We start from the raw sequence: 12,172 nt of genomic DNA, 5'->3' as shown, positions 1-12,172 counted from the left end.
GGAACAGCACCGAGGACGTGCCCGCGGAGGCGGGCACGCTACATCGAACGCGCGATCACCATCTTCATGACCTCGTTCGAGCCGCCGAAGATGCGGGTGATGCGGCTGTCGCGGTACATGCGGGCGATCGGGTAGTCGTTGATAAACCCGGCCCCGCCGTGGAACTGCAGGCACTTGTCGACGACTTCGCCCTGCAATTCGGTCACCCAGTACTTCGCCATGCAGGCCGTCGCCACATCGAGCTCGCCCTTCAGGTGCCGCGCGATGCAGTCGTTGACGAAGACGCGCGCGGCGGTGCTGCGGGCCTTGAGGTCGGCCATCACGAACTGCGTGTTCTGGAAATCCCAGATCGTCTGGCCGAAGGCCTTGCGGTTCTTGACGTAGTCCATCGTGGTCTCGAGCGCCTTCTCGATCCCGTTGATCGCGCCGACCGCGATGATCAGGCGTTCCTGCGGCAGCTCGCCCATCAGCTGGTAGAAGCCCTTGCCCTCGACCCCGCCGAGCACGTTTTCGGCCGGCACGAAGACATTGTCGAAGAACAGCTCCGAGGTGTCGGCCGCGTCCATCCCGATCTTGTCGAGCTTGCGCCCGCGCTGGAAGCCTTCGGCACCCTCGGTCTCGAGCAGCATCAGCGAGATGCCCTTGGCGCGCTCGTTCGGATCGGTCTTGGCGACGACGATGATGAAGTCGGCGATCTGGCCGCTCGAGATATAGGTCTTCGAGCCGCTGATGCGGTAGCCGTTGCCGTCCTTGACCGCGGTGGTGGTGATCGACTGGAGGTCGGAGCCCACGCCCGGCTCGGTCATGGCGATCGCGCTGACGAGATCGCCGCTGACGAGGCGGGGCAGATATTTCTGCTTCTGCTCCTCGGTCCCGTGGCGCACCAGATAGGGCAGGATCACGGTGTTGTGGAGCGAGGCGGCGAAACCGTCCACGCCGTGCTTGGCCTGCTGGTCGATCACGACGAGGTCATGGCGGAAGTCTCCGCCATGGCCGCCGTACTCGCTCGGCACCGAGACGCCGAGCAGGCCCGCCGCGCCCGCCTCGCGCCAGAATTCGCGCTCCACCTGGCCATCCTCGCGCCATTTCTCGACACGCTTCTGGGGGGCGTGCTGCTGGTAGAACTTGCCGACCGCGTCGGCGAAAATGGCGATTTCCTCGTCTTCCATGAAGGCGGGCTGAGGCACGTTGAGAACCGACATTGTCTTACTTCCCCGTCCAGTTGGGCTTGCGCTTTTCGGCAAAGGCGGCGGCGCCTTCGCGGGCGTCGTGGCTGACGAAGACGGGGCCGATCAGCTGGCCCTGCTTCGCGTAGCGCTCCTCCATCGCCCAGCCGCGCGATTCCTTCATCACCTGCTTCGAGACGCGCACGGCCAGCGGCCCGTTGGCGGCGATCCGGCCTGCGAGCGCCTTGGCCGCATCGAGCGCGCTGCCCTCGGTCACTTCGTTGATCAGGCCGAGCTGGAAGGCGCGGGGCGCGTCGATGAAATCGCCGGTCAGCGCCAGCTCCATCGCGATCCGCTCGGGGATCTGGTCGGGGAGCATCATCACGCCGCCCGCTGCCGCCACCAGACCGCGCTTCACTTCGGGAATGCCGAACTTGGCGTTCGCGTTGGCGACCACGAGGTCGCAGGCGATCATCAGCTCGAGGCCGCCCGCCAGCGCATAGCCCTCCACCGCGGCGATCAGCGGCTTCTTGGGCGGGGCCTGCACCACGCCGCCGAAGCCACGGCCTTCCACCGTAGGAGATTCGCCGCGCAGGAAGCCCTTCAGATCCATCCCCGAGCAGAAGGTGCCGCCCGCGCCGGTGAGGATGCCCACCCTGAGGTCGTCCTCGGCATCGAGCCGGTCCATCGCCGCCGCGATCCCTTCGGCCGCGGCCTTGCTCATGGCGTTCTTCGCCTCGGGGCGGTTGATGGTGACGATGAGGACGCCGTCCTCGACCGCGGTCAGCACTTCGGGTGCGGTGGTCTCGCTCACTCGAATCTCTCCCTATCGAAAATGTGATTGCGTTTCGAAACGCAATTCTTGTGCGAGTGGTGCAGTGGGTTTACGGACGCGTCAACCGCAATTTCGCTAGAAACGGAGAGGATCACCATGGCCGAAGCCTACATCATCGACGCCGTCCGCACCCCGCGCGGGATCGGCAAGCAGGGCAAGGGCGCGCTCGCCGCGTGCCACCCGCAGCACTTGGCCGCGACCGTGCTGAAGGCGATCAAGGACCGCAACGATCTCGACACTACAACGGTCGGTGACGTGATCTGGTCGGTGAGCACGCAGGACGGGATGCAGGCGGGCGACATGGGGCGCATGGCCGCGCTCGACGCGGGCTACGACATCACCTCCAGCGGCACCACGCTCGACCGCTTCTGTGGCGGCGGGATCACCAGCGTCGCGCTCGCCGCCGCGCAGGTGATGAGCGGGATGGAGGATTGCGTCGTCGCCGGGGGCACCGAGATGATGAGCCTCACCGCCGCGATGAGCCAGGAGAAGATGCGCGCCGGGATCAAGCCGCCGATGATGGGCAGCTACAACGAGCGCTTGCAGGCGGTGCACCCGCAGTCGCACCAGGGCATCTGCGGCGATGCCATCGCGTCGATGGAGGGCTTCACCCGCGAGGAACTCGACGAAGTCGGCTACCGTTCGCAGCAGCGCGCAGCTGAGGCGATCAGCGAGGGGCGTTTCGCCAAGTCGGTGGTGCCGGTGGTGGCCGATGACGGCACGGTCATCCTCGACCGCGAGGAATACCCGCGCCCGCAGACCACCATGGAAGACCTCGCCAAGCTGGAACCGGCCTTCCCCAAGATCGCCGACGTTCCGCTCGACGAGGCAGGCACGACCTTCCGCAAGCTCATCAACCAGAAGTATCCCGACCTCGAGATCCAGCACTTCCACCATGCGGGCAATTCGTCGGGCGTGGTGGACGGCGCTGCGGCGGTGCTGATCACCTCGAAGGACTATGCGCAGAAGCACGGGTTGAAGCCCCGCGCCCGCATCGTCGCCACCGCCAACATGGGCGATGATCCGACGCTGATGCTCAACGCTCCGGTCCCGGCGGCGAAGAAGGTGCTGGCCAAGGCCGGGCTGACCACCGACGACATCGACCTTTTCGAAATCAATGAGGCCTTCGCGGTGGTCGCCGCCAAGTTCGTTCGCGATCTCGCGCTCGATTGGGACAAGGTCAACGTCAACGGCGGCTCGATCGCCTTGGGCCACCCGATCGGCGCGACCGGCTCGATCCTGATCGGCACCATCGTCGACGAACTCGAACGTCGCGGCGGTCGCTATGGCCTCGTGACGATGTGCGCGGCGGGCGGCATGGCCCCGGCGATCATCGTCGAGCGGGTCGAAGACTTTGTCGACTGACGTCGCTGACAACACCCCCGTCATCATCGGCGTGGGGCAGTATTCGGAGAGGGTCGGCGAGCCCGGCTACGAGGCCCTCTCCTACATGGACCTCGCCGGGCGGGCGCTGGCGGCGGCGATTGCGGACAGCGGCGCGCAGGGTGACGTCGCGGGCGCGATCGACACCCTCGCCGCGATCCGCGCCTTCGAGATGTCGCGGCCCGACCGCAAGCCCCCGTTCGGCGCGGCAAGCAACGTGCCCCGCGCGATTGCCAAGCGCGTCGGCGCGAACCCGGCGCGGGCGATCCTCACCACCACCGGCGGGCAGACCAACCAGCAGCTGGTGGGCGAATTCGCCTCGGCCATCGCAGGCGGCACCAGCCAATGCGCGGTGATCGTCGGCTCCGAGGCGATCTCGACCGTGCTGGCGCTCACCGCCAAGGGCGAGATCCCCGACTGGTCGGAAGAGGTGCCGGGCGATTTCGAAGATCAGGGTTTTGGCGTCGAGGAGCTGATGGAGCCCGTCCTCTTCGCCCACGGCGCGAGCGGAGCGATCCCGCTCTATGCGCTGGCGGAGAATGCGCGGCGGGCTAAGCTGGGCATGGGGCTGGAGGAATACCGGCTCGAAATCGGAAAGCTGTTCGCGCCTTTCACCAAGGTGGCGGCGGCGAACCCGCACTCCGCCGCGCCGGTCGAGCGCACGGCAGAAGACCTCGCCACCGTCACCGACCGCAACCGCATCGTCGCCGAGCCCTATCCGCGCATGACGGTCGCCCGCGACCAGGTGAACCAGGCGGCCGCGATCATCGTCGCGAGCGCGGGGCTGGCGCGCGAATTGGGCGTTCGGCAAGACAAGTGGGTCCACATCCACGCCGTCACCGCCGCGACCGAACTGAAGCTCTCGCAGCGGCCCGACCTCGCGGGCAACCCGGCCTCGCTCGCCAGCGTTGACGCGGCGCTGGCGCGGGCGGGCAAGGGGATCGGCGACATCGCCTATCTCGACTTCTACTCCTGCTTCGCGATCCCGGTGTTCAACCAGTGCGATCATTTCGGGCTATCGGTGGACGACCCGCGCGGATTGACCCTCACCGGCGGGCTCCCGTTCTTCGGCGGCGCGGGGAACAACTACTCGGCCCACGCCATCGCCGAGGCGGTGCAGCGGGTGCGCGCCGACCGCGGCAGCTTCGCGCTGGTCGGCGCGAACGGCGGGTGGATGAGCAAGTATGCGACCGGAATCTATTCGGCCGAGCCCGCCGACTGGTCCGCGAACGACCGCTTCACAGTGCTACCCAAGGCGAAAGACAAGGTGCCGCTTGCGTTCGGCCCGGTCGAGAGCGCGGTGGTCGAGACCTACACCATCAACCGCGGCCCCAAGGGGGCGGAGGCGATCTTCATCGGCCGCTCGGACGTTGGCGAGCGGGTGGTGGGCAATGCCGATCTCTTGCATGCGGCGACCGCGGAGGCCTTCGAGAGCGGTGCGCCCTTCGGCAAGCGCCTCTCGCTTTCGCAGGACGGACGCGGGCGGACGCTGGGGCGGTTGGCCTGACCTTGCGCGAATCGGCCTTTTGCGGTAGATGGTTTCAATTGTAACTATCTCGCCACCGGAGGGGATCACCGATGAACGCGCCGACCACCACGCAAGGGGGGCAAGACCTCTTCGACAACCCCGCCGGCCTCGACGGGTTCGAATTCGTCGAGTTCTGCGCGCCGGAAAAGGGCGTGCTCGAGCCGGTGTTCGAGGCGATGGGCTTCACCCGCGTCGCCCGGCACCGCTCGAAGGACGTGCACCTGTGGCGGCAGGGCGGCATCAACCTCATCGCCAATTACGAGCCGCGCTCGGCCGCGTGGTATTTCGCGCGCGAGCATGGCCCCTCGGCCTGCGGCATGGCCTTCCGCGTGCGCGATGCCGCCAAGGCCTATGACCACCTCATCGCCAAGGGCGCCGAGCCCGTCGCGGTCCAGACCGGCGTGATGGAACTGCGCATCCCCGCGATCCGCGGCATCGGCGGGGCGATCCTCTATCTGGTCGACCGCTACGAGGGCGCGGCAGGCGGCAACGGCCTCACCATCTACGACATCGATTTCGAGTACCTCCCCGGCGTCGAGCGCCGCCCCGAGGGTGCGGGCTTCCACACCATCGATCACCTCACCCACAACGTCTATGGCGGGCGGATGAAGTACTGGGCCGACTATTACGAGACCCTGTTCAACTTCCGCGAGATCCGCTTCTTCGACATCAAGGGCGAATATACCGGCCTCACCAGCAAGGCCCTGACCGCGCCGGACGGCAAGATCCGCATCCCGCTCAACGAGGAAGGCGAAGGCGGGAAGGGCCAGATCGAGGAGTTCCTGCGCGCCTTCAACGGCGAGGGCATCCAGCACATCGCGCTGATCTGCGACGATCTCGTCGCCTGCTGGGACCGCCTGCAAAAGCTCGGCGTCCCCTTCATGACCGCGCCGCCTGCGACCTATTACGAGATGCTCGCCGAACGCCTCCCCGGCCATGGCGAGGATGTCGATGCGCTCAAGATGCGCGGCATCCTGCTTGATGGCACCACCGAGGGCGGCTCGCCCCGCCTCCTCCTCCAGATCTTCGCGCAGGCGCAGGTCGGGCCGGTGTTCTTCGAATTCATCCAGCGCAAGGGCGACGAAGGCTTCGGCGAGGGCAACTTCAAGGCCCTGTTCGAAAGCATGGAGCGCGATCAGATCATCCGCGGGGTGCTGAACGTCGAGGAGCCCGCCGAATGACCCACCCCGTGAACCTCGCCGGGATCCATCACGCCGCCTATCGCTGCAAGGACGCCAAGGAGACGGTGGAGTGGTACGCCCGCGTGCTCGGCATGACCTACACCACCGCCTTTGCCGAGGATCACGTGCCCTCGACCGGCGAGTATGATCCCTACATGCACATCTTCCTCGATGCGGGGAACGGCAACATCCTCGCCTTCTTCGAGCTGCCGAACCAGCCGGAGATGGGCAAGGACCCGAACACCCCCGCATGGGTGCAGCATCTGGCGCTGAAGGTGCCTTCGGAGGAGGCGCTGCTGGCGGCCAAGGCGCATATCGTTGGCTTGGGGATCGACGTGCTCGGGCCCACGCATCATGGCATCTTCAAGTCGATCTACTTCTTCGATCCCAACGGGCACCGGGTGGAACTTGCCGCCGATATCGGCACCGAGGAGCAATATGCCGAACTCGCCCGCGTCGCTCCGGTGATGCTGGAGGAGTGGTCGCAGACCAAGACCGCCCCGCGCCACGCCGACTGGCTCCACGAAATCGCCCGCGCGGAACACGCGGGGAAGGCGTGAGCTTTAACATTTGATCTGACGCAAAGCGCAGCGCTGCCATCTCCCCCACCTTGGGCCATCCTGAAGGGGGAATCGGCCCATGCGCATTCTGTTCGTCCATCCCAACTATCGCTCGGGCGGGGCCGAGATTGCCGGGACTTGGCCGCCCGCCTGGGTTGCCTACCTGACGGGGCCGCTGAAGCGCGCAGGTTTCGATGACATCACCTTCATCGACGCGATGACCGAGGGCCTGTCGGACGACGAGCTGCGCCAGCGCATGACCGCGCTCCAGCCCGATGTGGTCGGCACCACCGCGATCACCCCCTCGATCTATGCCGCCGAGCGCGTGCTGGAGATCGCCGCGCTCCACGTGCCGCAGGCGGTGCGCGTCCTCGGCGGCATCCATGCGACCTTCATGTACCAGCAGGTGCTCGCCGAAGCCCCCCATATCGACGTGATCGTGCGGGGCGAGGGCGAGGAGATCGCGGTCGAGCTGTTCACCGCGATCGAGCAAGGCCGCTGGCCCAAAGACGCGCGCGCCATCAAGGGCCTCGCCTTCCGCGAAGGCGATCAGGTGGTCGCCACCGAAGCGGCAGACACCATCAAGGACATGGCTTCGATCAAGCCCGATTGGGACGTTCTCGACTGGAACCAGTACACCTACATCCCCTTGGGCACCCGCGTCGCCATCCCCAATCTGGCGCGCGGCTGCCCCTTCACCTGCTCGTTCTGCTCGCAGTGGAAGTTCTGGCGCGACTACCGGGTGCGCGATCCCAAGGACGTTGTCGACGAGATCGAGGAGCTCCACGAGAAGCACGGCGTCGGCTTCTTCATCCTTGCGGACGAGGAGCCGACCATCAACCGCAAGGCCTTCATCCGCTTCTGTCAGGAGCTGATCGATCGCGGGCTGCCGGATAAAGTGAAGTGGGGGATCAACACCCGCGTCACCGATATCTACCGCGACAAGGAACTGCTGCCCTTCTACCGCAAGGCTGGCCTCGTGCACGTCAGCCTCGGCACCGAGGCAGCGGCGCAGATGAAGCTCGACCGGTTCAACAAGGAAACCAGGGTCGAGGAGAACAAGCAGGCGATCAAGCTGCTGCGCGATGCGGATATCTTCGTGGAAGCGCAGTTCATCGTCGGGCTGGACAACGAGACGCCGGAGACGCTCGAGGACACCTTCCAGATGGCGTGGGACTGGCAGCCCGATCTTGCCAATTGGGCCATGTACACGCCCTGGCCCTACACCCCGCTGTTCGAGACGCTGAAGGATCAGGTCGAGGTCCATGATTTCAGCAAGTACAACTTCGTCACCCCGATCATGAAGCCCGCCGCGATGGAGCGGGGCGAACTGCTCGACGGGGTGATGAAGAATTATCGCCGGTTCTACAGCCGCAAGGCGCTGTTCCACTATCCGTGGCGCGGCACCGGCTTCCGGCGGCGCTATCTGCTCGGGTGCCTGTGGGCCTTCCTGCGCGCCGGGTTCAAACGGACCTTCTACGATCTCGGCAAGGCCGGCTATTGGGGCCCGCAGACCAAGAAGCAGCTCGACTGGCACTTCGACGAAAGCCGCCTCGCTGCCGCCGACGCCGCGACCGACTGGGAGACCAATGCCGACAAGGCCGCGCAGGCGGCCGAGCGCCGCGAGGCGGTGCGGGCGCAGATGAAGGAGCGTGCCAAGGAACGGGGGGATGAAAGCCGCAAACGGGATCGGATCGATGTCGACTGAACGGCGCATCCTCGCACGGCGGCGGGCCGAGGCGCTGATCGGGCCCAACGCCGTGCTCAAGGCGGTGGAGGTGATGGAGGAACGGCTGGGTCACGCCGAAACGCAAGCGATTCTCGCCGATGCGCAGATCGCCCACCTGCCGAGCGGCGCGCACATGATCCCCGAGACCGAGGCGCTGCGACTTCACCGCTGGCTGGCTCTGCACGATCCGATAGGCGCGGCCGTCATCGCCGAGGAGGCGGGGGCGCGCACGGCGGATTACATCATCGCCCGGCGCATTCCGCGCGCCGCCGGCTGGCTGCTGCGCCGCCTCCCCGCAAGTCTCGCCGCGCCGCTGCTGATGGCGGCGATCCGCAAGCACGCCTGGACGTTCGTCGGGGGCGGAGCCTTCACCCCGCAGGACGCATGGCGCTTCACCATCGACCGCAGCCTGGCGGGCGATCGCCTGCCGCCGCCCGAAAGCCTGTTCCACTGGTATGCGGCGGTCTTCACCCGGCTTTACCGCGTGCTTGTGGCGCCAAATTGCACATGCCGGATGATCGAACCCGACGTGCCCTGCGACATGGCCCGCAGCTACGCCATCACCCGCAGCTAGCGCGGCGCGCAGGACAGGCGGATTTCCTCCGCCCGCAGGTCATAGGTGATCGACGAGCAATGCGCGATCTGGTCGCGCCCGATGCGGGTGAGGAGATCGGGCTTTCCGCGCCCCTTGCGGCGGCTGACGAGGATGGTGTCGGGATCGAAGCGCGGGTCATCCGCCGCGATCTCGCCCACGCGGCGCGGCTCGCCATAATCCTCGATCCGCACCGCAAAGCGCTCGAGCGCGAGGTCGCCGAGCAGGATCGGCTCGGCGATGCGCATCACCCGGGTGGGGCGCTCGACGCCGAAATCCATCACCGCGATTCCCTGCGATCCGGGCTCGAAACCGCCTTCCCGATGGGTGGCGATGAAATTGGCGGTGGGGGCGGTGACGAGGTTCTCGCGGCGTTCGGGGACGAAGATCATCATCAGCTTTCGCTTGCCGACCACCACCTCGGTGCCGAGCCGGGTGTTGCTGTCCCCGCCCGTGCGGCGCAGGGGAAAGCGTTGGAGCACCTCGTCCGGCGCAGGCTCATCGAAGACGAAGGTCACGCGGGCATAGGGCATGTGGTGGACGCCGATCACCCCGTCGGCCTTGTCCGAGACCGCCCGGTCGGACCAGCTGACCGCGAGCGGCAGCGGCCCCGCGCCGAAATCGGTCGGCGCGCTGGTGGTCTCGCCCTCGACCACGACCGGCCCGAACCGCCAGCCGCGCCTGCCATCGGCGACCAGCAGTGCCTGCGCGGCGGTGTCCGGATTGACCACCGGCAGCCCGAACGCCTCGGCGCTGACCTCGAGCCGGACTTGCTGGCCATTGAGCCAAAGGGTGATGGTGTTGTCGCCACGCAGCACCAGCTCGTCGGGCCATGGGGCGGGGACCGGTGCCGCCGGTGCGGCGACATCCGGCGTCTCGGTGTTCTGCGCAGCGAGGCCCGGCGTCGCAGCGACGACAGGCGCGCCGACCAGTGCCGCGGCGGTGATGAGGGCAAGAGTGCGCGAGCGGGCGGCCATGTCGGCACAATCCGCCGGGTGCGGCAGGGTTCCTACTAACCCCGCTGACGCTTGCGCCGTTCCCGCTGACGACTGCGCATCAACTCGGCGACATCGACTGTTTCGGCCCGCGCCATCATCCACCACAGGCCCGTGACCACCCAGGCGAACACGCCGAAGCCGAACAGCGCCAGCCCGTAGTAGTAGTCCGCGCCGCTGTCGTTGGCTTCGGCATGGTCGGCAAACCACATCACCAGCGCCGCGAGCAGCGCCATCCATACCGCGAACTGGATCCAGCCACCCGCCCCGCGCGGCACGATGATGAAATTGGCCGGGCCCCGCCGGTACATGACAAAGGGCTTCCCCCGATCACGCATAAGCCTCTCCTGCGACTCTTTAGTTGACCGGCTTCTAACATCAAGACGGTGCCGCAGTCACCCCCATTCGCTTCTCTCTGTTCCAAAAAAGCACTGCATTAGAACGGATTAACTTACGTTAGGAGTCGCGATCCGCGGCGGGTGGGCGGCCGCGCCGGGCTGGCTCGGCGCGTGCCACCTTGATCCCCCGCCGTGCCAGCGCCTCGCGCAGCAGCACCTCGATCTCGGCGTTCACGCTGCGCAGATCGGCATCGGCGAGCCGCTGCACCGCATCGTGAAGCGCCGGATCGAGGCGCAGGGGAAAGGCTTTCTTTGCGACCATGGCACGCTCTTCAGTAGAGCGACCCCGCATTGACCACCGGCGTGGTGTCGCGCTCGGAACACAGCACCACCATCAGGTTCGAGACCATCGCCGCCTTGCGCTCGTCATCGAGCTGGACGACGTCCTTCTCGCTGAGCTGGGTCAGCGCCAGCTCGACCATCGAGACCGCGCCCTCGACCAGCTTGGCGCGCGCGGCGATCACCGCCTCGGCCTGCTGGCGGCGCAGCATCGCGCCGGCGATCTCGGGGGCATAGGCAAGGTGGGTGAGCCCGCACTCGTCGACGGTGATCCCCGCCACCGACAGCCGCTCGATCAGTGCCATCCGCAATTCGGCGCCGACCTCCTCGTGATTGCCGCGCAGGGTGATCTCGAGATGCTCGATGTCGTCATAGGGATAGCGCGAGCCGATCGCGCGGACTGCGGCTTCCATCTGCGCGGTGACGAATTCGCGGTAGTCGTCGACATCGAACAGCGCCTGCGCGGTATCGGTGACGCGCCAGACGACCTGCGCGGCCATCTCGATCGGGTTGCCGCGCGCGTCGTTGACCTTGATCTTCTCGCTGATGACGTTGTTGGCGCGCACCGCGATCTTCTTGCGCGCGAGCCACGGCAGCACCCAGCGCAGGCCTTCGTTGCGGTCGGTGCCCTTGTAGGCGCCGAACAGCTGGATCGCCGCGGCCTCGTTGGGGTTGATCATGTAGAAGCCCGTCAGGCAGAACAGGCTGGCAAAGCCGGTCACCATGGCGAGGCTGAGCACTATCCCGTCCGGCGGCCCCTCCCCGCGCACCGCGGTGATGAACAGCCACACGGCAATCGCCGCCAGCACCAGGCTGAGCAGCAGCATCACATAGCCGCTCTGGGTCGCGGCCGGATATTCACGGCTGCGGTTGAGGGCGGGCGTATCAGCAGTGGACATGACGAATCTCCATTTTCCCGATATAATTGTGATATCATTTTTATATCCTGGATCAGGATCGTCAAGCCGTTTTCGCGAGCCCCTGCGCGGACCGGGGCGCATCATCGCTTGGCGCTCGGGACGGTTTGGCTGTAGCTAGCGGGTCGGATGCAGCGACGCGCGAAGGGGGGCGGTGCGATGGATGGCGGCGAGAACACGGCTCCGGGCGCGCGCCCGCTGCTGTTCGTCAGCTATTCGCGCACCGATCTTGCCCGCGCCCGCCCGGTGATCGACCTGCTCGAAGGCGCGGGCTTCGAGGTGTGGTGGGACGGCCGGCTGGAGGGGGGCGAGAACTACCTCCAGACCACCGAGGCCGCGCTGGAGACCGCGGCCTGCGTGGTGGTGCTGTGGTCGGCGACATCGGTCGCCTCGCACTGGGTGCGCGACGAGGCCCAGCGCGGGCGCGAGCGCGGCTGCCTGGTGCCGCTGACGATCGACGGGACAATGGCGCCGCTCGGCTTCCGCCAGTTCCAGCTGCTCGACATCAGCGCGTGGGATGGCCGAACGGACAGCGCCGAGGCCGCGCGCATCCTGGTGGCGGTGCGCGCGCGGCTCGGCGGCGATGCGGGTGCTCCCGCGGCTGCCGCC

The 12,172-nt window shown here is 67.0% G+C and carries 13 protein-coding genes; 7 read left to right on the top strand and 6 right to left on the bottom strand.

Features of this window, described 5'->3' with window-relative positions; genetic code table 11:
- Positions 1-38: 38 nt before the first annotated feature.
- Both AX692_RS16860 and AX692_RS16855 read right to left on the bottom strand, forming a co-directional pair.
- On the bottom strand, positions 39-1,202 hold the full coding sequence (locus tag AX692_RS16860) for an acyl-CoA dehydrogenase family protein (RefSeq protein ID WP_073975159.1): 1,164 nt from the start codon (positions 1,200-1,202) through the stop codon (positions 39-41).
- A 4-nt stretch (positions 1,203-1,206) separates the two neighbouring features.
- Positions 1,207-1,980, bottom strand: a complete 774-nt coding sequence (locus AX692_RS16855; RefSeq protein ID WP_073975158.1) for a crotonase/enoyl-CoA hydratase family protein — start codon at positions 1,978-1,980, stop codon at positions 1,207-1,209.
- A gap of 117 nt (positions 1,981-2,097) precedes the next feature.
- Between AX692_RS16855 and AX692_RS16850 the strand changes: the two genes are divergently transcribed.
- From AX692_RS16850 to bchJ, 6 genes are all read left to right on the top strand, one after another.
- Positions 2,098-3,366 (top strand): acetyl-CoA C-acetyltransferase, encoded by a 1,269-nt coding sequence (locus AX692_RS16850; RefSeq protein WP_073977341.1) that lies wholly within the window; start codon positions 2,098-2,100, stop codon positions 3,364-3,366.
- Complete coding sequence (locus tag AX692_RS16845) at positions 3,356-4,891, top strand: acetyl-CoA acetyltransferase (protein ID WP_073975094.1); 1,536 nt, start codon at positions 3,356-3,358, stop codon at positions 4,889-4,891. Before AX692_RS16850 ends, AX692_RS16845 begins: the two co-directional genes overlap by 11 nt.
- A gap of 71 nt (positions 4,892-4,962) precedes the next feature.
- Positions 4,963-6,093 (top strand): 4-hydroxyphenylpyruvate dioxygenase, encoded by a 1,131-nt coding sequence (hppD, locus tag AX692_RS16840; protein ID WP_073975093.1) that lies wholly within the window; start codon positions 4,963-4,965, stop codon positions 6,091-6,093.
- Positions 6,090-6,653 (top strand): VOC family protein, encoded by a 564-nt coding sequence (locus AX692_RS16835; RefSeq protein ID WP_073975092.1) that lies wholly within the window; start codon positions 6,090-6,092, stop codon positions 6,651-6,653. Before hppD ends, AX692_RS16835 begins: the two co-directional genes overlap by 4 nt.
- Before the next feature lie 79 nt (positions 6,654-6,732).
- Positions 6,733-8,361 carry a magnesium-protoporphyrin IX monomethyl ester anaerobic oxidative cyclase gene (gene bchE / locus AX692_RS16830; protein WP_073975091.1) on the top strand — a complete coding sequence of 543 codons (1,629 nt, stop codon included), beginning with the start codon at positions 6,733-6,735 and terminating at the stop codon, positions 8,359-8,361.
- Positions 8,324-8,956: a bacteriochlorophyll 4-vinyl reductase gene (gene bchJ / locus AX692_RS16825; RefSeq protein WP_081095411.1), complete on the top strand. Its 633-nt coding sequence runs from the start codon at positions 8,324-8,326 to the stop codon at positions 8,954-8,956. The genes bchE and bchJ overlap by 38 nt, the downstream gene beginning before the upstream one ends.
- On the opposite strand, the gene AX692_RS16820 is transcribed toward bchJ, so the two are convergent.
- From AX692_RS16820 to AX692_RS16805, 4 genes are all read right to left on the bottom strand, one after another.
- On the bottom strand, positions 8,953-9,951 hold the full coding sequence (locus tag AX692_RS16820; RefSeq protein ID WP_073975089.1) for a hypothetical protein: 999 nt from the start codon (positions 9,949-9,951) through the stop codon (positions 8,953-8,955). The genes bchJ and AX692_RS16820 overlap by 4 nt on opposite strands.
- A gap of 35 nt (positions 9,952-9,986) precedes the next feature.
- Positions 9,987-10,307: a hypothetical protein gene (locus AX692_RS16815; RefSeq protein ID WP_155644828.1), complete on the bottom strand. Its 321-nt coding sequence runs from the start codon at positions 10,305-10,307 to the stop codon at positions 9,987-9,989.
- Positions 10,308-10,425: 118 nt separating this feature from the next.
- Positions 10,426-10,629, bottom strand: a complete 204-nt coding sequence (locus tag AX692_RS16810; RefSeq protein ID WP_073975087.1) for an Arc family DNA-binding protein — start codon at positions 10,627-10,629, stop codon at positions 10,426-10,428.
- 10 nt (positions 10,630-10,639) lie between these two features.
- Entirely contained in the window at positions 10,640-11,473 is an 834-nt protein-coding gene (locus AX692_RS16805) for an SPFH domain-containing protein (protein ID WP_419470485.1), read from the bottom strand.
- 219 nt (positions 11,474-11,692) lie between these two features.
- Here AX692_RS16805 and AX692_RS16800 point away from each other — a divergent pair.
- Positions 11,693-12,172: toll/interleukin-1 receptor domain-containing protein (locus AX692_RS16800; protein WP_155646358.1), on the top strand; the 480-nt coding region annotated here is incomplete at its 3' end.

This window comes from Erythrobacter donghaensis, from assembly GCF_001557325.1.
GTDB classification, from domain to species: Bacteria; Pseudomonadota; Alphaproteobacteria; order Sphingomonadales; family Sphingomonadaceae; genus Erythrobacter; species Erythrobacter donghaensis_B.
The sequence above is the reverse complement of the archived record's forward strand: the minus strand, read 5'-3'. Positions and strand labels throughout refer to the sequence as shown.